Raw genomic sequence first — 23375 nt, 5'->3', positions numbered from 1 at the left:
CGGCGCTGGTGATCGCCGGAGCGCCGGTCAGCAGGGCGATCTGCACGGCGGCGCCGGAGCCGCTGCCGTCGGCGTCGTAGTAGAGCTTGCCGGTGCCGGTGTCGTAGAGCACGAAGTCGTTGCTGTCCATCGCCTTCACGGCGGCGCCGGCGCGGAAGGAACTCGCCGACAGTGTGCCGGTGCTGGCCAGCTTGGTGAAGACGGCGTTCTCCAACTGGATGGTGTCGTAGACCGCGGAGAAGTCGGTGATGCGGTCGACGTTGGTCGAGGCGTTCGGCGCCACGGTGAAACGGAACACGTCGTTGCCGGAGCTGCCGGTGAGGATGTCGTTGCCCGCGCCGCCGACCAGCGTGTCGTTGCCGGCGCCGCCGTTGAGCGCGTTGGCGCCCGTGCCGCCGGTCAGCAGGTTGGCCAGGCCGTTGCCCGTCAGGTTCGCCGTCGTGGTCACGGCGACGACGCCTCGCTCGACGTTGGCCGTCAGCGTGTACGAACCGAGGTAGCTGCGCACGGTGTCGGTCCCGCCGCTGCTGGCCGTTGCGTTGGTCTCGGTGACCAGGTCGCCGATCTGGCGCACGTAGTAGGTGTCCGATCCGTCGCCGCCGATCATCGTGTCGACGCCGGTGCCGCCGTCCAGTGCGTTGTTGCCGGCGCCGCCGGTCAACCGGTTCGCCAGCGCGTTGCCGCTCAGGCTGGCGGTGCCAGTGGCGCGCACGACGCCGTACTCGACGTTGGTGGCCAGCGTATGGCTGCTCAGGTAGCTGTAGACCGTGTCGATGCCGCCGCTGCTGCCGGCCGTGGCCTCGACCACGCGGTCGCCGGACTGCTGCACGTAGTACAGGTCGTTGTCGGTGCCGCCGTCCATCGTGTCATTGCCGGCGCCGCCGACCAGCGTATCGGCGCCCGCCGCACCGGTGAGCAGATTTGCGGCACCGTTCCCGGAGATCCGGTTGGCCAGCGCATTGCCGCTGCCGTTGAGTGCCGAAGTGCCGGTCAGTGTCAGCTGCTCGAGGTTGGCGCCGAGGGTGAAGCTGATGCTGCTGCGCACCGTGTCGATCTCGGTGGCCAGCGTGCTGGTCTCGGAGATCACGTCGAGTCGGCTGTTGACGACGTAGGTGTCGTTGCCGAGACCGCCGGTCAACGTGTCGGCACCGCTGCCGCCATCGAGGATGTTGGCAGCGGCGTTGCCGGTGATGCGGTTGGCCAACGCATTGCCGGTGCCATTCAGAGATGCGGAGCCCTCCAGCACAAGGTTCTCGATGTAGTCGCCGAGCACATAGGTCGCACCGGACTGGCTGATGGACACATGGACGCTGTCGTTCCCGCCCGCATCGACCAGGCCGCCGATGCCGTTGCTCACCCGCTCGTCGACGAGGTCGCTGGCACTGTCGACGTAGTACACGTCGCTTCCCGCCTCGCCGTACATCGTGTCGGCCCCGCTGCCGCCGACCAGTGTGTCGCCGCCGGCACCGCCGAACAGCAGGTCGTTGCCGCTGCCGGCGTCGACGCGGTCGTTGCCGAGGTAGGCCCAGAGCTTGTCGTTGCCAGCCAGCCCGGTCAGGGAGTCGGCGAGCGCCGTTCCGGCCACGGCGTCGTTGCTGGCCGTGCCGGCTGCGCCGTCGGCCAGGGTGAGAAGCGGCGTCGGCAGCTCGAGGGAGAACACCAAGGCGATGGCCTCGATGCGTCCGCTGCCTTCGTGATCGACCACCTCCAGGATCCGCGTCACTCCCTGCCCATCGATGTTGTCGAAGAACTCCAGGACCAGGGCGCCCGCAGCGCGGTGCAGCGAGGGGGTCGCGAAGCCGGTGGCATCGACGGAGAGCGTGTCCGAGTCACCGCCATCGTCGGCGATCGTGTCGTGCTCGTTGACTGCATAGTCGACGCGATAGCTGTCGTCGCCAAGCCCCCCCTGCAGCAGATCCTCGCCGCCTTCGCCGAAAACGCTGTCGTCGCCATCCCCACCGATCAGCGTGTCGTTGCCGCCGCCCCCGAGCAGCGAGTCGTTGCCGCCGAATCCGCGCAGTTCGTTCGCGCCGTTTTCGCCGCGGAGTACATCGCCATACAGGTCCGAGCCGTAGGCGTTCTCGAAGCCAAACAGCAGATCGTGGCCGGCGCCGCCGGTGGCGTAGCCTGCCGCCAGGTCGATCACCACCGCGCCCGCCGCAGCACGGTACTCGACGCGGTCATTGCCGAGTTCGCCATGCATGGTGTCGTCGCCCGCGCCGCCGATGAAGACGTTGCTGGCGGAACTGCCGATCATGCTGTCGTCGAAGGCGCTGCCGATGATGCCTTCGAAGCCCGTGAGCGTGTCCTCGCCGGCCGCCCACAGCGCCGTGCCGACGCCATCGAAACCGCCGAAGTTGACCAACACGGCGCCGCCGGTGTCGCTGAAGTCCAGCCAGTCGAAGCCGGCGCCGCCGTCGAGACTGTCGTTGCCGGCTCCGCCAGCGATCAGGTCATCGCCGTCACCGCCCAGCAGCGTGTCGTTGCCGCCCTGGCCGCGCAGCACATCGTTGCCGCTCGTACCGGTCAGTGAGTCGTCACCCTCGTCGCCTTCGATCAGATCGAGGGTTCCGACTGCAGACGTCGGAAGGGAAAGCAGGGAACGGGCTGGGCTCATCGTTCGGGTCGCGGCATGGTCTCGAGGGGCAGGCCGCCCGGCATGAGCGCACGCGCGACGCCGCGGAGCTTACACACGATTCGCGCCGATGCACGCCCGCCCCCGGAAGCTCGGGGTCAGACGTTGCTGATCGCCCGCACCTCGTCGATCGTCGTCACGCCAGCCCAGACCTTCTCGATGCCGTCCTGGCGCAGCGTGCGCATGCCTTCGCGCAGCGCCGTCTCCTGCAGGGCCTCGGCGCGGGCGCCGGTCTGGATCAGCCGGCGCATCGCACGCGACACCACCATCAGCTCGTGCACGCCGGCGCGGCCGCGGTAGCCGGTGTTGTCGCAGTTCGGGCAGCCCGGCGCATGGTGCATGTGCAGCCGGCCGTCGCGGCCGTGGCGGTCGATCCAGGCCTGGCGTGTCGTGTCGCGCGCCAGCGGCGAGTCGGCCTCGCCGAAGCCGTGCATGTAGTCGGACAGCAGTTCCTCGACCTCCTCGTCGGTGGCCGGCCGGCTGGTGCGGCACTCGCCGCACAGCCGGCGCACCAGGCGCTGCGCCAGCACGGCCAGCAGCGAGTCGGCGAAGTTGAACGGGTCCATGCCCATGTCGAGCAGTCGCGTCACCGTCTCCGGCGCGCTGTTGGTGTGCAGCGTCGACAGCACCAGGTGGCCGGTCAGCGAGGCTTCCACCGCGGTCTGCGCGGTCTCGGTGTCGCGGATCTCGCCGACCATGATCACGTCCGGGTCGGCGCGCAAGAAGGCGCGTAGCGCCTTCGCAAAGGTCCAGTCGATCTTCGGGTTGACCTGCACCTGGCGCAGCCCCGGCTGGGTGATCTCCACAGGGTCCTCGGCGGTCCAGATCTTGCGCTCGGGCACGTTGATGTGAGACAGCGCCGAGTGCAGCGTGGTGGTCTTGCCCGAGCCTGTCGGGCCGACGCACAGCACCATGCCGTAGGGCCGTTCGACCACGCGCTGCAGTTCGGCGAGGTTGCGCTCCGACAGCCCGATGCGCGGCAGCGGGATCGGCTTGGCCGAGGCCAGGATGCGCATCACCACGTCCTCCAGCCCGCCGTTGGTCGGGATGGTGGCCACGCGCAGCTCGATGCGGTGCTGGGCCGCGAACTTGGCGAAGTTGATCTTGCCGTCCTGCGGCTTGCGCTTCTCGCTGATGTCGAGGTCGCACATGATCTTGATGCGCGCGATCATCGCGTTGCGGTAGTTCGCCGGCAGCTCGAGGTAGGTGCGCAGCAGGCCGTCCTTGCGGAAGCGGATGCGGATCTTCTCGCGCCCCGGGTAGCTCTCGATGTGGATGTCCGAGACGCCGTCCTTGTGCGCTTCGGCGATCATGTTGTTGATCAGGCGCACCAGCGAGTTGTCGCTCTGCTCGATCTGCTGCAGGTCGTCGTCGCCCGCCGGGCGCTGGCCCTCGCGCTCCAGCGTCTCGATCAGCTTGTCGGTGTCGGTGAGCTGGAACTCGATCGGCTGCAGTCCATCGGTCTCGGGGAAGCGCCCCGGCAGCAGGCCGCCGATCTTGTCGTAGGCCGCGTGCATCAACGCGTCGAGATCACGGCACTGGGCGAGCACCGGCACGACCTTGGTCTGCGCGATGAACTCCGCTTCCTCGACGGCGGCGCGGCGGCGCGCCGGGTCGTCGAGCGCGGCCACCAGGCGACCATCGCGGATCAGCAGCGGCATCATGCGCAGCCGCGATGCGGCTTCGAAGGGCAGCTTGCGCAGGGCCTCGGCCTCGACCGGGAAGGCCTCGAGGTCGACCAGCGGATAGCCCATCTTGCGCGACAGCGCCACCTGCAGGTCGGCGCGCGAGACCACGCCCATGCGCACCAGCAGTTCGCCCAGCGGCACGCTGCGGTCCTGGGCCTGCTGCTGCAGTGCCTCCTGGAGCTGCTCGTCGGTGATCATGCCCAGCGACAGCAGCGCTTCGCCGACACGCACCATCGGCATCTTCGCCTGCCGGTCGATCGCCTCGAACAACTGCTCGGGCGAGACGACCTGGCGCAGCAGCAGGATGTCGCCGAGCTTCTGGCTGCGCAGTGACTTCTGCGCGTCTACCGCCTGCTCGACCTGCTGCGCCGTGACGCGGTTCTGCGCCAGCAGCACCTCGCCGATGCGCGGGCCGATCTCGTGGCTTTCGTAGGCGGCGCGCGGCACGAACATGCGCTTGACGCGGCCGTGCTCGTCCAGCGGCGGGAACAGGAACAAGCCGTGCTCGGTCTCGACATGGCCGATGGTCTGGCCACGCGACTCCCCGCCGCCGCGCCAGCGCAGGCCGTAGTCGCTGCGGCTGCGCTGGCCGAGCAGCTCGGCATGCGGGTCGGCGCTCTCCATCGCCTTCGGCTCCAGCGGCGTGGCCAGCGTCAGCGCGCGGAACTGGTCGAAGCGCAGCGGCAGCGTGGTGCGCGCCGGCGGGATCTGCACGTGGGCGACCGACTCCTCCGGCACGAAGAAGGTCAGCCGGCCGGTCATCTGCTTGTCGTTCAGGCCGAGGATCTCGCAGGGCAGCGGATCGGTCTGCGGCGTCGCAGCCGGGTAGCTGGCGAACGGCGGTGTCGGCCACGCGAAGGCCTCGCGGCTGAGCTTGTCGGGCTCGGCACGCGAAGCGACAGCCACGCCGGCAGCGCCGGGCAGCTTCCATTCCAGGGGGGCGGACAGGTCGGTCATCGCAATCCTCGCGTCTGCGCCGCGCACACGCACACGGTCGCAGTCTCGATGCTGCTCGCGACGCCCCCGCCGCGATCGCCGGAAAAGGCCGGCGCCGGCCGGTCAGTTCTTCATCTGCTCGGGCAGGAAGGTGACGATCTGCGGGAACAGGTACAGCAGCACGACCATCCCGACCATCAGCAGGAAGAACGGGAAGGCGGCGCGAGCGATGGTGGCGATGTCCTTCTTCGTCATGCCCTGCAGCACGAACAGATTGAAGCCCACCGGCGGCGTGACCTGGGCCATCTCGACGACGATGACGATGAAGACACCGAACCACAGCGGGTCGATGCCGGCCTTCTGGATGGTCGGCATGATCACGCCCATGGTCAGTACCACCATCGAGATGCCGTCGAGGAAGCAGCCGAGCAGGATGAAGAACAGGCTCAGCGCCAGCACCAGCTGCCATTGCGACAGGCCCAGCGAGCCGATCCACTCGGCCAGGTGGCGCGGCAGGCCGATGTAGCCCATCGACAAGGTCAGGAAGGCCGCGCCGGCCAGGATCAGCGCGATCATGCAATACAGCCGCGTGCCGCCGAGCAGCGAATCGCGGAAGGTGGCCCAGGACAGCGAGCCCTGTGCGGCCGACAGTGCCAGCGAACCCAGCACGCCCAGCGCCGCGGCCTCGGTGGCGGTGGCGATGCCGCCGTAGATCGAGCCGAGCACCGCGGCGATCAGCAGCACCACCGGGATCAGGTGGCGCGACTCGCGCAGCTTCTGCACGAAGCTCAGCCTAGCGTCGGCGGGCGGGATCTGGCCCGGGTGCGTGATCGCCCAGATGGCGATCCAGCCCGAGAAGAGCACGGCCAGCAGGATGCCCGGGATGACGCCGGCGATGAACAGCTGTGCGATCGAGACGTCGGCCGCCACGCCGTAGACGATCATGATGATCGAGGGCGGGATCAGCAGGCCGAGCGTGCCGGCGCCGGCCAGCGAGCCGAGCGAGATCATCTCCGGGTAGCCGCGCCGCTGCAGCTCGGGCAGGCTCATCTTGCCGATGGTCGCGCAGGTGGCCGCGCTCGAGCCCGACACCGCCGCGAAGATCGCGCAGCCGGCGACGTTGACATGCAGCAGCCGCCCGGGCAGCGACTGCATCCACGGCGCCAGGCCGCGGAACATGTCCTGGCTGAGCCGCGTGCGGAACAGGATCTCGCCCATCCAGACGAACAGCGGCAGGGCGGTCAGCGTCCAGCTCGACGAGGAGCCCCAGATCGTCACGGCCATCGCATCGCCGGCCGGGCGCGAACTGAACAACTGCATGCCGATCCACGCGACGCCCGACAGCGTCAGGCCGATCCACACGCCGCTGGCCAGGATCAGGAACAGCACGCCGACCAGCAGCACCATGATGCCCAGGTCATTCATTGCGGGTCGCTTCCTCGGGCAGGGTGGCCAGGCGTCGGCCGCGGGCTTCGAGCACCAGTTCGTCGACGAAGGCGACCGCCATCACCAGCGTGCCCAGCGCCATCGCCAGCTGCGGGATCCACAGCGGTGTGGCGTCGTTGCCGGTGGAGATGTCGTGGAACTGCCAGGACTGCCACGACAGCCGCACGCTGTAGAAGGCGGTCAGGCCCGCCAGCAGCGAGGCGGCGAACAGCGCCCACAACTCCATCACGCGCTGGGCGCGCCCGCTGAGCCGGCCGACCAGCAGCGTGACACGGATGTGCTCGCCGCGCTTGAGCGTGTGCGCCAGCGCCAGAAAACCCGCACCGGCCATCAGGTAGCCAGCGTAGGCGTCGATGCCGGGGATGTTGAAGTGCAGCTGCCGGCCGAGGATGGACAGCAGCACCGACACCAGCAGGCCCACCATGAAGCAGGCCGCGAGTGCGGCGCAGCCGTCGTACAGGCGGTCGAGCGCGCGGCGCACCGGACTACTTCTTGTTGTAGGCGTCGACCAGTGCCTTGCCTTCCGGGCCGGCCTTGTCCAGCCACTCGCCGAGCATCGTCAGGCCGACCTTCTGCATGTCCGCCTTGAGCTGGGCCGAGGGCGGCTGCACCTGCATGCCGTTGGCCTTGAGCTTCTCCAGCGTGTCGGTGTTGACCTTGCGGCTGGCCGTCCAGCCGCGCGCCTCGGCGTCGGCGCCGGCCTTCAGCACGGCGGCCTGGGTGGACTTGTCGAGTGCATCGAAGGCCGCCTTGTTGACGATCACCGCGTTCTTCGGCAGCCAGGCCTGGGTGTCGTAGTAGTACTTCAGGTGCTCGTAGAGCTTGCTGTCGACGCCGGTGGCGCCCGAGGTCATCGTGCTCTCGACCACGCCGGTGGCCAGCGCCTGCGCGAACTCGGCGGCCTGCACGGTGACCGGCTGAGCGCCCACCAGTTCGGCGATGCGCGCGGTGGCCGGGCTGTAGGCGCGCCACTTGATGCCCTTCAGGTCGGCAGCCGAGGCGATCGGTTTCTTCGCGTAGATGCCCTGCGGCGGCCAGGCCACCGAATACAGCAGCATCAGGCCCTGCTCGCCGAGCTTCTTCTCCAGCAGCGGCTTCTGCGCCTGGTAGAGCCTCATGCCGCTGTCGTAGCTGTCGGCCAGGAAGGGCAGGCCGTCGGCACCGAAGATCGGCCACTCGTTGGCGAAGTTGACCAGCAGGATCTCGCCGATCTGCGCCTGCCCGCCCTGCACGGCGCGCTTGATCTCGGGTGCCTTGAAGAGCGACGCATTGGCGTGCACGGTGATCTTCAGCTTGCCGGCGCTGGCCTTGTCGACGTCGGCGGCGAACTGCGCCAGGTTCTCGCTGTGGAAGTTGGTCGCCGGGTAGGCGGCGGGCAGGTCCCATTTGGTCTGGGCCAGGGCGGGGCCGGCGGCGAGCAGTGCGGCGGCAGCGAGGAGGGAACGCAAGGACATGGGGTCTCCCGGTGAGAAGAAGGCTGGAGAATAAGCTCGGCAGGCGAAGCGTCGTCTGCGTGACTTCCCGGCACCAGCAATGCGCGTGCCGGGCCGATGCACCATGGCGAGGAGATCCGGGTGAACCTGCGCTTCGTCGAGGCGTTCTACTGGGTGGCCTCGCTCAAGAGCATGTCGCGCGCGGCGGAGAAGCTGTTCATCACGCAGTCGGCGATGTCCAGCCGCATCGCGGCGCTGGAGGAGGAGCTCGGCGCCCTGCTGCTCGACCGCCGCGACCGGCAGATCCGCCTGACGGTGGCCGGCTCGCGCTTCCTCGTCTATGCCGAGCGGCTGCTGGCGATGCAGCGCGAGATCAAGTCGGAGATGGGCTCGGCCACGGCGCGCGCGTTGTCGCTGCGGCTGGGGGCGATCGAATCGGTGCTGCACTCCTGGCTGATCGAATGGGTGCAGCACATGCGGCAGACGCAGCCTGGCTTCGAGCTCGAGCTGACCGTGGAAACCACGCCGGTGCTGGTCGAGCAGGTGCGCCGCGGCACGCTGGATCTGGCCTTCGCCGCGCTGCCGGCGGCGGGCGACGGGCTGCGCAGCCGGGCGCTGCCGCCGATGGAGATGGTCTTCGTCGGCCACCGCGAACTGCACCGCAAGCGCCGCTATGCGCTGGCCGACCTGGCCGCTCTGGAGCTGCTGACCTTCCAGCGCGGCTCGCAGCCGCACGTGGCGCTGATCGACCTGTTCCGCCGCGCCGGCCTGCAGCCGCCGCGGGTGCACACCATCTCGTCGATCTCGGCGATGGTGCAGCTCGTCGAAGGGGGCTTCGGCGTGGCCACCCTGCCCAGGGCGGCGGTGATGCGGCTGGCCGAGCGGCTGCCGCTCAAGCCCCTGCCCTGCGAGGTGGCGCTGACGCCGCTGCCGGTGCACCTGAGCTACCGCCACGACCCGGGCAACGGCGTGCCGGCGGACGTGATCGAGGCGGTGCTGGCATTCGCCGGTGCCGCGCCGGCCGCGGCGCGGGCTACAGCGGCCGCACGACGTGCCGATAACGGTAGCGGGGTGGCGCCGAAACGGCGCACCCGAGCTGACCCATGACCACCGAACCCGCGTCGCCCGGCGACCGCAACGATCGTGCGCTGGCGATCCTGATCGCCGATGGCGCCGCGGCGTCGCGCCTGGCCGACGACGTGCTGCAATCGCCCGCCAGCGACGCCGCCGATCGGGCGGTGGCGCACGCCGTGCGCGCGCTGTTCGAGCTGCGAGAGGGCGATGTCGGCGAGGGCCTGCGGCAGCTTCAGGCCGCGCAGTCCCAGCTTGATGCCGCCGGCGGCGAACCGCGCGCTGTCGCGCTGGTCGACCATGTGCGTGCGCAGTGGCTGCGTCGCGAAGGGCGGCTGGCCGACGCCGAAGCGCTGCTGCGTGCGCTGCACGCGCGCGCCGAGCAACGTCCGGCGGCCGACGCCTACCTGACCGCCGCAGCGCTGGGCATCGTGGTGTCGATGCGCGGCGACGACGACGGCTCGCTCGACTTCTTCCACCAGGCGCTTGATCTCGCACGGCGCAGCGGCGAGGACAGCCTGCTGGTCAACGCGCTGAACAACCTCGGCTCGACCCAGTCGGACCTGTACAACCTCGAAGATGCGCTGCCGATGCTCGAGGAGTGCCTGCAGGGTGCGCTGCGACTCGGCTCGCGGCGCCAGATCATCTACGCGGCGGGCAACCTGACGCAGTGCCTGTGCCTGATGGGCCGTGCCGGCGAAGGGCTCGCGGTGGCGCGTCAGCACCTGATCGCCCGCATCCGCGAAGACGACCTGCCGGCGCTGCACCGCGACGAGGAGATCGCCCAGGCGCTGCTGGACAACGGGCTGGTCGACGAGGCCGACGCGGCGCTCGGCGACGAGGACCATGTCGACGCGATGAGCAACGAGCAGTCCACCGCCCGGGTGGGCCTGCGCGCGCGCATCCTGCTCCATCGGGGCCAGGCGGCCGAGGCCTTGCGCCTGTGCCTGGCCCGCCAGGAGCAGCTGCAGCAGGACGATGCGGCGAGCACCGGCGCGATCGACCGCGTCGACCTGCTGCGGGTCACCGCGCAGGCCGCCGCCGCGGTGGGCGAGCACCAACGTGCCCATGCGCTGCTCGAGGAGGCCTGGTCGACCTACGAGCGCCTGCTCGGGCGGGCCGCCAAGGCGCGCCGCCTCAGCCTGCAGATCTCGCACCGGCTGCGCCAGGCCGAATGGGAGCGTGACGCGGCGCGGCAACTGGCCTCGCGGCTGGAGGCGCTGAACGTCTCGCTGCAGTCGCAGGTGGCCGAGAACGAGCGCCTGCAGCGGCAACTGCGCGCACAGGCGCTGGAGGATCCGCTGACCGGGCTGCACAACCGGCGCCACCTGTTCGAGGCCGGCGCGTCGCTGTTGGCGCTGCTGCGCCGCCGCAGCGAGCCGCTGGCGGTGGTCGTCGTCGACCTCGACCACTTCAAGCAGGTCAACGACTGCCACGGCCACGACGCCGGCGACCGCGTGCTGCGCGCCTTCGCCGACCTGGCGCGGGCCGCGACGCGCGCCGAGGACATCGTCTGCCGCTACGGCGGCGAGGAATTCGTCCTGCTGATGCCCGGCGCCGACGCCGCGCAGGCCGCGGCGCGCCTGGAGCAGCTGCTGCAGCGGTTTCGCGCGCTGAGCTTCGACACCGCAGCGGGCGGCTCGTTCTCGTGCAGCTTCTCGGCCGGCGTCGCCGCGTCGGCCGATGCCGCCGACGGGCTGGAGGCGCTGCTCGCCCGTGCCGATGCCGCGCTCTACGCCGCCAAGGACGGCGGGCGCAACTGCGTCGAGGTCGCCGCCGCGAAGCCGGCGTGACATCGGAAAAATCGATCAGGACTTAGAAAAAAATCTCGTTTGTCCGGTGCCGGGCGCGGCAACAGAATGCGCCGCATGCACCCGCTCTCCGATATCTGCGACATCCACGACGCCACACCGGCCCAGGCCCGTGCGCTGATCCGCGCCGGCCGCTGGACGCAGCACACCAGCGGCATCGCCGAGCGCCATGTGCAGGGCAACCTGGTCATCCTGCCCAAGCGCTGGGCCGACGACTTCCTGCTCTACTGCCAGCGCAACCCCAAGCCCTGCCCGCTGCTGGCGGTGAGCGAGCCCGGCGTGCACGCGCTGCCGAAGCTCGGCGCCGATATCGACATCCGCCGCGACGTGCCGCGCTACCGCGTCTGGCGCGACGGCGAGCTGGTCGACGAGCCGACCGACATCAGCGAACTGTGGCGCGACGACCTCGTCAGCTTCGTGCTCGGCTGCTCGTTCTCGTTCGAGCAGGCGTTGCGCGACGAAGGCATCCGCCTGCGCCACGTCGAGCAGGGGCGCAACGTCGCGATGTTCCGCACGTCCGTTGCCACCGAGCCGGCCGGGCCCTTCGCCGGTCCGCTGGTGGTGACGATGCGCCCGCTGGCCCCGTCCGCGGCGATCCGCGCGGTGCAGATCACCTCGCGCTTCCCGGACGTGCACGGCGCGCCGGTGCACCTGGGCGACCCGGCGCAGATCGGCATCCGCGACCTGATGCGGCCCGACTACGGCGACGCCGTCGAGGTGCTGCCTGGCGAACTGCCGGTGTTCTGGGCCTGCGGGGTGACGCCGCAGGCGGCCATCGCCCAGGCCAAGCCCGACTTCTGCATCACCCACGCGCCCGGCGCGATGCTGATCACCGACCTGCTGAACCATCAGCTGGCCAGCTTCTGAAACCCGCTCACCTCACTTCGGGAGAGTCCTCGATGAAACGTCTCGCCTTTGCGTTTACCGGCGCCACGCTGGCTGCCGCGGTCCACGCCCAGACCCAGTGGGACCTTCCCACCGGCTATGCCGCGGCCAGCTTCCAGACCGAGAACGTGCAGCAGTTCGCCACCGAGGTGGCTCAGGCCAGCGGCGGCAAGCTGAAGATCGTGCTGCACCCGAACGGCTCGCTGTACAAGGCCAACGAGATCAAGCGTGCCGTGCAGAGCGGGCAGACGCAGGCCGGCGAGTTCATCCTCTCCGGCGCGGCCAACGAGAACCCGCTGTTCGGCGTCGACTCGATTCCCTTCCTGGCCGACAGCTACCCGGCCGCCCGGCGCCTGTCGGAAGCCGCGCGGCCGACGATCGACAAGCTGCTCGCCGCGCAGGGCATGAAGCTGCTGTTCGTCTCGCCCTGGCCGGGCCAGAGCCTGTACAGCACCAAGCCGGTCGAGACCATCGCCGACCTCAAGGGCACCAAGATGCGTGCCTACAACCCGGCGACCTCGCGCATCGCGCAGCTCGCCGGCGCGCAGCCCACCACCATCCAGCTTGCCGAACTGGGCCAGGCCATCGCCACCGGCACGGTGGAGAACTTCCTCACCTCCAGCGCCAGCGGCGTGGAGATGAAGCTGTACGAGAGCGTCAAGCACTTCTACAGCGTCAATGCCTGGTTGCCGAAGAACGCCGTCGTCGTCAACCGCAAGGCCTTCGACGCGCTCGACAAGCCGACGCAGGACGCCGTGCTCAAGGCGGCGGCCGCCGCCGAATCGCGCGGCTGGGCGACCAGCGAGCGCAAGAACGACGAGTACCTGAAGGAACTCGCCGCCAAGGGCATGAAGGTGGCCGCGCCGAGCGAACCGCTGGCGCGCGCGCTGCGCAAGATCGGCACGACGATGACCGCCGAGTGGCTCAAGCAGGCCGGCGCCGACGGGCAGGCCATCATCGACGCGTACTCCAAGTGAGCCTCCAAGTGAGCCGCCCGTGAGCGCTGCCCTCGACCGCCTGCTGGCCGTGCTCGCCGCCTTCGCGATGGTTGCCGCCTTCGTCTGCGTCGGCCTCGGCGTGGTTGCGCGCCTGGCCGGCTGGGACATCCCCGGCCTGGACGCCTACGCCGGCTACGCGATCGCCGCCGCGCTGTTCCTCGCGCTGCCGCAGACGCTGCGCCGCCAGGAGCATATCCGCGTGACGCTGCTGCTCGAGAAGCTCGGGCCGCGCGGCCGCTCGGTGCTGGAGTGGTGGTCGCTCGCCGCCGGCCTGGCACTGGCGATCTACATGGCGGTCTACGCACTGCGGCTGGTGTGGCTGTCGCGGCAGATGCACGACGTGTCCTCGTCGGCCGACGCGACGCCGCTGTGGATTCCGCAGGTCGCGATGGCGCTGGGCTGTGTCGGCTTCGCGCTGTCGCTGGCCGAGGCGATGTGGGCGCGCTGGACGGCGCGACCGTACTTCGTCGAGCGGCCGGCCGACGAAGCCGCCCACATCGAGTGAGGCCACGGGTACCGCCATGGACCTGCTGATCACCATCTTCCTGATCGCGCTGCTGCTCGTCGTGCTCGGCTCCGGGCTGTGGATCGGCCTGGCGCTGCTCGGCGTGGCCGTGGTGGCGATGGAGCTGTTCACGCAGCGGCCGGTGGGCGACAGCATGATGCTGACCATCTGGGGCTCCACCTCGAGCTGGACGCTGACCGCGTTGCCGCTGTTCCTGTGGATGGGCGAGATCCTGTTTCGCACCCGGCTGTCGGAGAGCATGTTCCGCGGCCTGGCGCCGTGGATCAACCGCCTGCCCGGGCGGCTGCTGCACACCAACGTGATCGGGTGTGCGATCTTCGCGGCGGTGTCGGGCTCGAGTGCGGCCACCTGCGCAACGATCGGCAAGATCACCCTGCCCGAGCTGAAGCGTCGCGGCTACCCCGACGGCATGGCGGTAGGCACCCTGGCCGGTGCCGGCACGCTGGGCCTCTTGATCCCGCCCTCGATCATCATGATCGTCTACGGCGTGGCGGCCAACGTCTCGATCGCCAAGCTGTTCATTGCCGGCGTGCTGCCGGGCCTGCTGCTGGCGCTGCTGTTCATGGGCTACATCGTGGTCTGGGCGCTGCGTCACCCGGAACAGGTGCCGGCGGCCGATGCGCCGCTGCCGCTGCTGGCGAAGCTGCGCGAGTCGCGCCACCTGATCCCGGTGGTCACGCTGATCGCGCTGGTGCTCGGCTCCATCTACACCGGCGTGGCCACCGCCACCGAAGCCGCAGCGCTGGGCGTGGCCGGTTCGCTGGGGCTGGCCGCGGTGGAAGGCTCGCTCACCTGGAAGCACCTGCGCGAGGGCCTGGCGGCGGCCACGCGCGTCTACTGCATGATCGGGCTGATCCTCGCCGGTGCCGCCTTCCTCACGCTGGCCATGGGCTTCATCGGCCTGCCGCGCCACCTGGCCGAGTTCATCGGCAGCCTGAACCTCAGCCCCTTCGCGCTGATGCTGATGCTGGTGGCCTTCTTCATCGTGCTGGGCTGCTTCCTCGACGGCATCTCGATGGTGGTGCTGACGATGGCGGTGCTGATGCCCACGGTGCAGAAGGCCGGCTTCGACCTGATCTGGTTCGGCATCTTCGTCGTGCTGGTGGTCGAGCTGGCGCAGATCACGCCGCCGGTGGGCTTCAACCTCTTCGTGCTGCAGGGTCTGACGCGGCGCGACATCACCTGGATCGCGCGGCGTTCAATGCCGCTGTTCCTGCTGATGTTCGCCTTCGTGCTGCTGCTGTGGTTCGTGCCCGGCATCGCCACCTGGATGCCGTCGCAGATGTAGCGGCTCGCCCCCGAGGAGACACCATGCTCAGACGAACCATGCTGCAGGCCGCGGCAGGGGCGTTGCTGGCCGGCCAGGCCCGCGCGACTGCCACCTGGCGGCTGGCCACCGGCTACCGCGCCGAGTCCTTCCACGGGCAGAACCTGCTGGCCTGGGCCCGGCAGGTCGAGCAGGCCTCGGGCGGGGCGCTGCACATCGAACTGCAGGCCAACGGCAGCCTGGCGCCGCTGGCGCAGATTCCGGCCGCGGTGCGCGAGGGCCGCGCCGAGATGGGCGAGGTCATCATGACCGGCCTGGCGAAGGAGATGCCGATTGCCGGCGCCGATGCCGTGCCCTTCGTCACCCGCCACTACGACGATGCGCAGCGCCTGTGGCTGCACCAGCGGCCGCTGGTGGAACCGGCCTTTGCCGCGCGCGGCCTGCGCCTGCTGTTCGCCGTGCCCTGGCCGCCGCAGGGGCTGTACTGCAGCAAGCCCGTCGCCTCGGTGCAGGACCTGCGTGGCCTGCGCATGCGCACCTACAACGCCACCACCGTGCGCATCGCCGAACTGCTCGGCGCCACGCCGGTGGACGTGGCGATGATCGATGTCGGCCGCGCGGTGACGGAAGGGCGCATCGACGCGATGATCACCTCGGCCGTCACCGGCGTGGAAAACCGCGTCTGGGATGGGCTGAAGTTCTTCTACGAGATCAACGCCTGGTTCCCGAAGAACGCGGTGTTCGCCGATGAGGCGGCACTGCGCTCGCTGCCGGCACCGGCGCGCGAGACGCTGCTGGCCAGCGCCCCGCAGGCCGAGGCGCGCGGCTGGGCGGCCAGCCGGCAGGCGGCGCGCGACTCGGTGGACGAACTGCGCCGCCACGGCGTCAAGGTCGAGCTGCCGGCGCCGCCGCTGGCGCTGCACCTGCGCAGGCTGGGCGAGCGCTTTGCGCTGGAGTGGATCCGCGAGGTCGGCCCGCAGGCGAACGCCATCTTCATCCCGTACCATTCATCGAGCACGTCATGAATACATCCTCCTCGACACGCTGGCAGTTCTGGATCGACCGCGGCGGCACCTTCACCGATATCGTCGGCCGGCGGCCGGACGGATCGCTGGTCACCCACAAGCTGCTGTCGGAGAACCCGGAGCAGTACCGCGACGCGGCCGTGGCCGGCATCCGCCACCTGCTCGGCCTGAAGCGCGGCGAGCCGATCACGCCGGCCCGGGTCGAGTGCGTGAAGATGGGCACCACCGTAGCCACCAACGCGCTGCTCGAGCGCAAGGGCGAGCCGACGCTGCTGGTCACCACACGCGGCTTCCGCGACGCGCTGCGCATCGCCTACCAGGACCGGCCGCGCCTGTTCGACCGCCACATCGTGCTGCCGGAGCTGCTCTACACGCGGGTGATCGAGGCGCAGGAGCGCATCGGCGCCGACGGCGCCGTCGTCGAGCCGCTGGACCTGGCGCACCTGCGCGAGCGGCTCTGGGCCGCCTTCGACGCCGGCCTGCGCAGCGTCGCCATCGTCTTCATGCACGGCTACCGCTACCCGGCGCACGAGCAGGCGGCCGCCGCGCTGGCGCGCGAGCTCGGCTTCACGCAGGTCAGCGTGTCCAGCGAGGTCAGCCCGCTGATGAAGCTGGTGTCCCGCGGCGACACCACGGTGGTCGATGCCTACCTGTCGCCCATCCTGCGCCGCTACGTCGAGCAGGTGGCCGGCGAGATGCCCGGCGTGAAGCTGTTCTTCATGCAGAGCAGCGGCGGCCTGACCGATGCGCACGCCTTCCAGGGCAAGGACGCCATCCTCTCCGGCCCGGCCGGCGGCATCGTCGGCATGGTGCGCACCGCGCAGCTGGCGAAGAACGATCTCGGCGGCGACAAGGTCATCGGCTTCGACATGGGCGGCACGTCCACCGACGTCAGCCACTTCGCGGGTGAATTCGAGCGCGCCTTCGAGACCAGGGTGGCCGGCGTGCGCATGCGCGCGCCGATGATGAGCATCCACACTGTGGCGGCTGGCGGCGGCTCCATCCTCTCGTTCGATGGCGCGCGCTTCCGCGCCGGGCCGGAGAGCGCCGGTGCCAACCCCGGCCCGGCCTGCTACCGCCGCGGGGGGCCGTTGGCGGTGACCGACGCCAACGTGATGGTCGGCAAGATCCAGCCGAAGTGGTTCCCGAAGGTGTTTGGCCCGAACGCCGATCAGCCGCTGGACCGCGAGGTGGTGGTGGCCCGCTTCACCGAGATGGCGCAGCGCATCGCGCAGGCCACCGGCACGCAGCGCTCGCCCGAGGAAGTGGCCGAGGGCTTCATCGACATCGCCGTCGGCGCGATGGCCAACGCGATCAAGAAGATCTCGGTGGCGCGCGGTTACGACGTGACGCGCTACACGCTGCAGTGTTTCGGCGGCGCCGGCGGCCAGCATGCCTGCCGTGTGGCCGATGCGCTGGGCATGGACCGGGTGTTCGCGCACCCGCTGGCCGGCGTGCTGTCGGCCTACGGCATGGGTCTCGCGGACCAGAGCGTGATGCGCGAGGCAGCCGTCGAGCTGAAGCTGGCCGAGGCGCTGCCTACGGTGGCGCAGCGGCTGGATGCACTGGCTGCGGAGGCCGAAGGCGAACTGCACCGGCAAGGTGTCAGCGGCGGCGAGATCCGCACGCACCGGCGCGTTCACGTGCGCTACGAGGGCACCGATTCGGCGCTGGTCGTGCCCTTCGGCTCGGTGGTCGAGGTGCAGTCGGCCTTCGAGGCGGCCTACCGGCAGCGTTTCGCCTTCCTGATGAAGGAGCGCGCGCTGGTGGTGGAAGCGGTGTCGGTGGAGGCGGTGGGTGCCGGCGATGCGCCGGCCGAGACGCCGCAGGCCACGCTGGCCCCGGCGACCATGCCGGCCGAAGAGTCGGTGAAGCTGTTCAGCGGCGGCCGCTGGTGGGATGCGGCGCTGGTGGTGCGCGAGGTCGCGAAGCCCGGCCTCTTCATCGACGGCCCGGCGATCATCGCCGAGAAGAACGCCACCACCGTGGTCGAGCCCGGCTGGCGCGCGCGCGTGACTGCGCTCGACCACTTGGTACTCGAACGGGTGCAGCCGCGCGAGCAGCGCCGCGCCATCGGCACCACGGTCGACCCCGTGATGCTCGAGGTCTTCAACAACCTCTTCATGAACATCGCCGAGCAGATGGGCCTGCAGCTGCAGAACACCGCGTACTCGGTGAACATCAAGGAGCGGCTGGACTTCTCCTGCGCGCTGTTCGATGCGCAAGGCCAGCTGATCGCCAACGCGCCGCACATGCCGGTGCACCTGGGCTCGATGAGCGAGTCGATCAAGACCGTGCTTGCAGGGAACGCCGGGCGCATGCAGCCGGGCGACGTCTACGCGCTCAACGACCCGTACCACGGCGGCACGCACCTGCCCGACGTGACGGTGGTCACGCCGGTGTTCGACGAATCGGGGAAGGACATCCTCTTCTACGTTGGCAGCCGTGGCCACCATGCCGACATCGGCGGCACCACGCCGGGCTCGATGCCGCCGTTCTCCACGCGCATCGAGGAAGAGGGCGTGCAGATCGACAACGTCAAGCTGGTCGAGGCGGGCCGGCTGCGCGAGGCCGAGATGCTGGCCCTGCTGGCCAGCGGCGAGTACCCCTCGCGCAACCCGCCACAGAACCTGGCGGATCTCAAGGCGCAGATCGCCGCCAACGAGAAGGGTGTGCAGGAGCTGCGCAAGATGGTGGCGCAGTTCGGCCTCGACGTCGTGCAGGCCTACATGCGCCACGTGCAGGACAACGCCGAGGAATCGGTGCGGCGGGTGATCACGAAGCTGAAGGACGGAGCGTTCACGCTGCCGCTGGACAACGGCGCGCAGATCGCGGTGGCGATCCGCGTCGACGTTGCGCAGCGCAGTGCCGAGATCGACTTCAGCGGCACCAGCGCGCAGCTGGAGAACAACTTCAACGCGCCGACCGCGGTGTGCATGGCCGCGGTGCTGTACGTCTTCCGCACCCTGGTGGGCGACGACATCCCGCTCAATGCCGGCTGCCTGAAGCCCTTGCGCGTGATCATCCCCGAAGGCTCGATGCTCAACCCGCGCCCGCCGGCCAGCGTGGTGGCGGGCAACGTCGAGACCTCGACCTGCATCACCAACGCACTCTACGGTGCGCTGGGCGCGATGGCCGCCGGCCAGTGCACGATGAACAACTTCACCTTCGGCAACGCGCGCCACCAGTACTACGAGACGATCTCGGGCGGCAGCGGCGCCGGCCCGGGCTTCGACGGCACGAGCGTCGTGCAGACCCACATGACCAACTCGCGCCTGACCGACCCGGAGGTGCTGGAGTTCCGCTTCCCGGTGCGGCTGGAGAGCTACGCGATCCGCGCCGGCTCGGGCGGCGCGGGCAAGTGGACCGGTGGCAATGGCGGCACGCGCCGCGTGCGCTTCCTCGAGGCGATGACCGCGTCGATCCTGTCCAACGGCCGCCTCCACGGTGCCTTCGGCATGGCCGGCGGGCAGCCGGGGCAGCCGGGGGCGAACCGGGTCGAGCGCGTGGACGGCCGTGTCGAGACACTCGGCCACATCGGTTCGGTGGAGATGAACCCGGGCGACGTGTTCGTGATCGAGACGCCCGGCGGCGGCGGCTACGGCACGCCCGGCTGACCTCGCCCGATGCTGCTGAAGCTGCTGCTGGTCGCCGCGTCGGCGCTGCTGTCGTCGCTGGCGGCGCGGCGCTTCGGACACGCGGTGGGCGGCACGCTGGCCGGGCTGCCGATGATCGCCGGCCCGATCATGGGCTTCGTGCTGCTGCAGGCCGCCACCGCGAGCGTGCGCGACATCGCGTTGGCCACGCTGGTGTGCCTGCCGGCCACGGTGGCGCACCTGGTCGTGTTCGCCTGGAGCGCGACACGCTGGCCCTGGTGGATCGCACTCGCACTGGCCAACCTGGCCTTCTTCGGGCTGGGTGCGCTGCTGCCGCTGGTGCAGCTGCCGCCAGCGCTGGCCTGTGCGCTGGCGCTGGCCGTGCTCGCGATCGGCGGCCGGCTGATGCCGCGCCTGCCCGTCGTGCCCGGCGCGGTGGCGATCCCGCAGATGGAGCTGGCCTGCCGTGTGGCCGCAGCGGTGGCGGTGGCCTGGCTGATCATCCGCAGCGCCGGCGTGGCGCCGGCCTGGTTCAGCGGCCTGCTGCTGGCCGTGCCGATCACCGGCAACGTGCTGCCCTGCTTCACGCTGCCACGCTACGGCGCCGCCGCCACGGTGGCGCTGCTGCGTGGCTTCGTGCGCGGGCTGTCGGGCTTCGGCGCCTTCTTCGTGATGCTCTACCTCGGGCTCGCAGTGTGGCCGGAAGCGGCCGCCTATGCCGCGGCCTGGGGCGCCGCGCTGGCGGTGGCGATCAGCCTCTACGCGCTCTCGCAGCGGCGCGTGGCGAGCGCGGCATGACGGCGTCGCTGAGCATCGTGGTGCCGGTGCTGAACGAGGCGGGCGGTATCGAGGCCACGCTGGCCGCCCTGGCACCACTGCGCGCGCGCGGTGCCGAAGTGATCGTCGTCGACGGCGGCAGCCGCGACGACACGATCGCGCTCGCCCGCCCGCTGGCCGACCGCATCGTCGACGGCCCGCGCGGCCGGGCGCGGCAGATGAACGCCGGCGCCGCGGTGGCGAGTGCGCCGCACCTGCTCTTCCTGCACGCCGACACGCGCCTGCCCGAGCGAGCCGATGAACTCATCGCCGCCGCGCTGGCCACGCACCCGCAGGCCTGGGGCCGCTTCGACGTGGTGATCGAGGGCCGCTCGGATTGGCTGCCGGTGGTGGCCGCGCTGATGAACCGCCGCTCGCGCTGGAGCGGCATCGCCACCGGCGACCAGGCGATGTTCATGACCCGCGCTGCCTTCGATGCGGCGGGCGGCTTTCCCGACCAGCCGTTGATGGAGGACATCGAGCTGTCGATCCGCCTCAAGCGCTTGCGCGGCCCCGTCTGCCTGCGTGAACGGGTCACCACCTCCGGCCGCCGCTGGGAGCAGCGTGGCGTGTGGCGGACCATCCTGCTGATGTGGCGGCTTCGACTGCTTTACGCGCTGGGCGTGAGCGCCGATAGACTGGCCCCGTGGTACCGCTGACCGACAGACATTGCGCAGTGATCGTCATGGCCAAGGCGCCAGTGGCGGGCCTGGCGAAGACGCGCCTGATTCCTGCGCTGGGTGCCGAAGGCGCTGCGGCGCTGGCGGCGCGCATGCTGGCGCATGCGGTGCGCGAAGCGCTTGCTGCGGGGCTCGGCCCGGTGACGCTGTGCGGTGCGCCGGATGTGTCGCATCCAGCGTTCACCGCGCTGGCGACGGATCCGCGCCTGTCGTTGCATCCGCAAGGCGAGGGCGATCTCGGCGCGCGCATGCGACGGGCCTTCGAACGCGCTCTCGCCTCATGCGACTCGGCCGTGCTGATCGGTACCGACGCGCCCGATCTCGACGCGGCCGTCCTGCGCGCCGCCGCCGATGCGCTCGCCACGCACGACGCGGTGTTCGCACCGGCCCACGACGGTGGCTATGCGTTGATTGGCCTGCGCCGCGCCGAGTCACGCCTGTTCGACGCGATGCCGTGGAGCACGTCGCAGGTGATGGCGATCACGCGCGAGCGCCTGCGCGAAGGCGGCCTGCGCTGGCACGAACTGCCGCCTTTGCACGACATCGACGAACCGGCGGACCTGGTGCACCTGGCCGGGCGAGGCTGGGCATGAGCCTGGCCGAGGCGCTGGATGCGGCACTGATCGACGCCGGCTCGCCGTGGGCCGGCGCACCGCTCGAGTTGCTTCCCGACAGCGGCCTCGCGCATGCGCACCTGCGGCTCGTGGGCACGGGCGTGCTCGCGCGCATCCCCAAGCAGAGCCAGATGGACCTGAGCGCGGCCGCCAACCTCGCCTACCAGGCCGCCTGCTTCGAGCGGGCGTCGGCGAGTGGCCATGCGCCGCGGCTGCAGGGTGTGTTGCCAACCTCGGCGGCTTTGCCGCGTGGCGCTTTGCTGGTCGAGGAGATCGTCGGAGCTGCGGCGCGGCTGCCGCGGGACCTGCCGGCCATCGCCGAGGCGCTGGCGGCAATCCACTCGCTGGCGCTGCCGGACGGTGAGGCACGAGTGCCGCTGCTCGATGCGCTCGATCCACTGGCCGATCTGCGCGAAGAGATCGATGCCCAGGCCGTGTACCTCGACGCGGCGCAGCTCGCGCCGGCAAGCCGCCGCGCCATCGATGCGCGTCGCGCTGCCTTGGCCGCGCTGTGCGCGCGCTCCGACCGGCCGCCCAAGCGACTGATCGCTTTCGACGCCCACCCTGGCAACTTCATCGTGCGCAGCGACGGCCGCGCCGTGCTGGTCGATCTGGAGAAGGCGCGCTACAGCCTGCCGCCGCTGGACCTGGCGCATGCCACGCTCTACACCTCGACCACCTGGGACCTCGCCTCCTCGGCGGTGCTGTCGGTGGCCGAGGTGCAAGGCTTCCTCGCGCACTGGCAGTCGCTGTGCCGCGGCAGCGAGGCTTGGCGCGATTGGCTGCTGCCGCTGCGCAGCGCGATGTGGCTGTGGTCGGCGACCTGGTGCGCCAAGTGGCGCGTGCTGTCCTCGCGCGCGGCGAAGTCGGCCGGCGATGGCGAGGACTGGTCGGGCGAGAAGAGCGAGGCGGCGCTGATCGCCCACGTGCGCGGCCGCGTCGATGATTACCTGTCGCCCGACGGCGTGGCCAGGGTGATGGCCGAACTGGACGCGCTTGCCGCGTAGACTCGCGCGCTCGCATCCAAGGAGAGCCCCGCGTGAAGTTCAAGATGGCCCCGAATTCGCTGTTCGCGATCCTGCTGCGTTCGCCGTGGTGGATCAGCATCGCCATTGCCGTGGCGATCGGCGCGGTGGCCGCAGCCTTGCTGCCCGACGGCTGGCGTGTCGCCGGCGCGGTGTCGGGCTTTCCCTTCGTGGTGGTCGGCGTGATCGCCTTCGTCAAGCAGTGGCACCGGCCCAGCGCGGCGCAGGTGGAGCGCGCGCAGGCGGCGCTGTCGAGCATGGCCTGGGCCGAGTTCGCCGCGCTGCTGGAGAAGGCCTTCGTGCGCGACGGCTACACCGTGCAGCGGCGCCAGCATGCGGCCTACGACTTCGAACTGGAGCGCCAGGGCCGGCGCATGCTGGTCAGCGCCAAACGCTGGAAGTCGGCGCGCACCGGGCTGGAGGCGCTGCGTGCGCTGCAGGCGGCGCGCGAAGGCGCCGAGGCGGCCGACGCGCTCTACATCGGCCTGGGCGAACTGAGTGAAAACGCCGTGCCCTTCGCCGCGCAGCAGCGCATCGCGGTGTGGCAGGCGGCGGAACTGGCACAGGGGCTGAGGGGCTTGCTGCCGGTGGCGCGCTGAGAGGCTGCTCGCGGCCCTATACGGAAGTTCGACGTCTGCTGTGCGGGTTGAGGTCGGCGCGGCAAAGGCGCGTGCGGACAGGCTTCCGCGCTTCGCTTCGGCGGTCGGCCCGGTGGGCCGACTTCGTTGCGCTGCTCGGTCTCGCGGCAGGCCGCCCAACTCGCTGCGCTCACTTCGTTCGCTTCGCTCAGACAGCCGGCGGCAAGTCAGTCTACGACGCGCGCTGCCGCGCGCCTGCCGCAAGCCCTGCGCTGCTCAGCGCCTCAGAGGCGCGCTCCAGCCTGGCCGCACGCGCCTTTGCTGAACCAGCGGTGGCATGCCGGT

At 70.4% G+C, this 23375-nt stretch carries 18 protein-coding genes; 13 read left to right on the top strand and 5 right to left on the bottom strand.

Translation table 11 applies throughout. The features are described from left to right. The 5 genes from AAG801_RS25470 to AAG801_RS25450 all read right to left on the bottom strand — a co-directional run. A partial coding sequence (locus AAG801_RS25470; RefSeq protein WP_341890888.1) for a calcium-binding protein occupies window positions 1-2617 on the bottom strand: 2617 nt, incomplete at its 3' end. 116 nt (window positions 2618-2733) lie between these two features. Further along, complete coding sequence (locus AAG801_RS25465; protein WP_341890889.1) at window positions 2734-4626, bottom strand: ATPase, T2SS/T4P/T4SS family; 1893 nt, start codon at window positions 4624-4626, stop codon at window positions 2734-2736. A 756-nt stretch (window positions 4627-5382) separates the two neighbouring features. Continuing rightward, window positions 5383-6684, bottom strand: a complete 1302-nt coding sequence (locus AAG801_RS25460; protein ID WP_341890887.1) for a TRAP transporter large permease subunit — start codon at window positions 6682-6684, stop codon at window positions 5383-5385. After that, complete coding sequence (locus AAG801_RS25455) at window positions 6677-7186, bottom strand: TRAP transporter small permease (protein ID WP_341890886.1); 510 nt, start codon at window positions 7184-7186, stop codon at window positions 6677-6679. The genes AAG801_RS25460 and AAG801_RS25455 overlap by 8 nt, the downstream gene beginning before the upstream one ends. 4 nt (window positions 7187-7190) lie before the next feature. Next, on the bottom strand, window positions 7191-8159 hold the full coding sequence (locus AAG801_RS25450) for a TRAP transporter substrate-binding protein (RefSeq protein WP_341890885.1): 969 nt from the start codon (window positions 8157-8159) through the stop codon (window positions 7191-7193). A gap of 120 nt (window positions 8160-8279) precedes the next feature. Here AAG801_RS25450 and AAG801_RS25445 point away from each other — a divergent pair, with 120 nt between their 5' ends. The 13 genes from AAG801_RS25445 (at window position 8280) to AAG801_RS25385 (ending at window position 23051) form a co-directional block, all read left to right on the top strand. Then, window positions 8280-9245 carry a LysR family transcriptional regulator gene (locus AAG801_RS25445; protein ID WP_341890884.1) on the top strand — a complete coding sequence of 322 codons (966 nt, stop codon included), beginning with the start codon at window positions 8280-8282 and terminating at the stop codon, window positions 9243-9245. Further along, entirely contained in the window at window positions 9242-11002 is a 1761-nt protein-coding gene (locus tag AAG801_RS25440; protein ID WP_341890883.1) for a GGDEF domain-containing protein, read from the top strand. Before AAG801_RS25445 ends, AAG801_RS25440 begins: the two co-directional genes overlap by 4 nt. Before the next feature lie 75 nt (window positions 11003-11077). After that, window positions 11078-11887, top strand: a complete 810-nt coding sequence (locus tag AAG801_RS25435; protein ID WP_341890882.1) for a putative hydro-lyase — start codon at window positions 11078-11080, stop codon at window positions 11885-11887. Window positions 11888-11919: 32 nt separating this feature from the next. Beyond that, complete coding sequence (locus AAG801_RS25430; RefSeq protein ID WP_341890881.1) at window positions 11920-12882, top strand: TRAP transporter substrate-binding protein; 963 nt, start codon at window positions 11920-11922, stop codon at window positions 12880-12882. Window positions 12883-12901: 19 nt separating this feature from the next. After that, the gene (locus AAG801_RS25425) at window positions 12902-13408 is read left to right on the top strand and encodes a TRAP transporter small permease (protein WP_341890880.1); all 507 of its coding nucleotides are present in this window, start codon (window positions 12902-12904) and stop codon (window positions 13406-13408) included. Between the two features lie 16 nt (window positions 13409-13424). After that, the gene (locus AAG801_RS25420; protein WP_341890879.1) at window positions 13425-14717 is read left to right on the top strand and encodes a TRAP transporter large permease subunit; all 1293 of its coding nucleotides are present in this window, start codon (window positions 13425-13427) and stop codon (window positions 14715-14717) included. A gap of 23 nt (window positions 14718-14740) precedes the next feature. Then, on the top strand, window positions 14741-15721 hold the full coding sequence (locus AAG801_RS25415; RefSeq protein WP_341890878.1) for a TRAP transporter substrate-binding protein: 981 nt from the start codon (window positions 14741-14743) through the stop codon (window positions 15719-15721). After that, complete coding sequence (locus tag AAG801_RS25410; RefSeq protein WP_341890877.1) at window positions 15718-19338, top strand: hydantoinase B/oxoprolinase family protein; 3621 nt, start codon at window positions 15718-15720, stop codon at window positions 19336-19338. The genes AAG801_RS25415 and AAG801_RS25410 overlap by 4 nt, the downstream gene beginning before the upstream one ends. A gap of 9 nt (window positions 19339-19347) precedes the next feature. Beyond that, the gene (locus AAG801_RS25405) at window positions 19348-20115 is read left to right on the top strand and encodes a hypothetical protein (protein ID WP_341890876.1); all 768 of its coding nucleotides are present in this window, start codon (window positions 19348-19350) and stop codon (window positions 20113-20115) included. Continuing rightward, window positions 20112-20792 carry a TIGR04283 family arsenosugar biosynthesis glycosyltransferase gene (locus AAG801_RS25400; RefSeq protein WP_341890875.1) on the top strand — a complete coding sequence of 227 codons (681 nt, stop codon included), beginning with the start codon at window positions 20112-20114 and terminating at the stop codon, window positions 20790-20792. The genes AAG801_RS25405 and AAG801_RS25400 overlap by 4 nt, the downstream gene beginning before the upstream one ends. 26 nt (window positions 20793-20818) lie before the next feature. Next, window positions 20819-21406 (top strand): TIGR04282 family arsenosugar biosynthesis glycosyltransferase, encoded by a 588-nt coding sequence (locus tag AAG801_RS25395; protein ID WP_341890874.1) that lies wholly within the window; start codon window positions 20819-20821, stop codon window positions 21404-21406. After that, window positions 21403-22434: a hypothetical protein gene (locus AAG801_RS25390; protein WP_341890873.1), complete on the top strand. Its 1032-nt coding sequence runs from the start codon at window positions 21403-21405 to the stop codon at window positions 22432-22434. Before AAG801_RS25395 ends, AAG801_RS25390 begins: the two co-directional genes overlap by 4 nt. Before the next feature lie 32 nt (window positions 22435-22466). Further along, window positions 22467-23051, top strand: a complete 585-nt coding sequence (locus AAG801_RS25385; RefSeq protein WP_341890872.1) for a restriction endonuclease — start codon at window positions 22467-22469, stop codon at window positions 23049-23051. Window positions 23052-23375: the final 324 nt, after the last annotated feature.

Source organism: Variovorax sp. YR752 (assembly GCF_943372545.1).
This window is presented reverse-complemented; position numbering and strand designations above follow the sequence as displayed.

Coding starts and splice junctions, on each gene's coding strand:
- AAG801_RS25460 (WP_341890887.1), bottom strand. CDS start 6,684: ATGAATGACCTGGGCATCATGGTGCTGCTGGTCGGCGTGCTGTTCCTG.
- AAG801_RS25450 (WP_341890885.1), bottom strand. CDS start 8,159: ATGTCCTTGCGTTCCCTCCTCGCTGCCGCCGCACTGCTCGCCGCCGGC.
- AAG801_RS25440 (WP_341890883.1), top strand. CDS start 9,242: ATGACCACCGAACCCGCGTCGCCCGGCGACCGCAACGATCGTGCGCTG.
- AAG801_RS25435 (WP_341890882.1), top strand. CDS start 11,078: ATGCACCCGCTCTCCGATATCTGCGACATCCACGACGCCACACCGGCC.
- AAG801_RS25430 (WP_341890881.1), top strand. CDS start 11,920: ATGAAACGTCTCGCCTTTGCGTTTACCGGCGCCACGCTGGCTGCCGCG.
- AAG801_RS25420 (WP_341890879.1), top strand. CDS start 13,425: ATGGACCTGCTGATCACCATCTTCCTGATCGCGCTGCTGCTCGTCGTG.
- AAG801_RS25415 (WP_341890878.1), top strand. CDS start 14,741: ATGCTCAGACGAACCATGCTGCAGGCCGCGGCAGGGGCGTTGCTGGCC.
- AAG801_RS25410 (WP_341890877.1), top strand. CDS start 15,718: ATGAATACATCCTCCTCGACACGCTGGCAGTTCTGGATCGACCGCGGC.
- AAG801_RS25405 (WP_341890876.1), top strand. CDS start 19,348: ATGCTGCTGAAGCTGCTGCTGGTCGCCGCGTCGGCGCTGCTGTCGTCG.
- AAG801_RS25400 (WP_341890875.1), top strand. CDS start 20,112: ATGACGGCGTCGCTGAGCATCGTGGTGCCGGTGCTGAACGAGGCGGGC.
- AAG801_RS25395 (WP_341890874.1), top strand. CDS start 20,819: ATGGCCAAGGCGCCAGTGGCGGGCCTGGCGAAGACGCGCCTGATTCCT.
- AAG801_RS25390 (WP_341890873.1), top strand. CDS start 21,403: ATGAGCCTGGCCGAGGCGCTGGATGCGGCACTGATCGACGCCGGCTCG.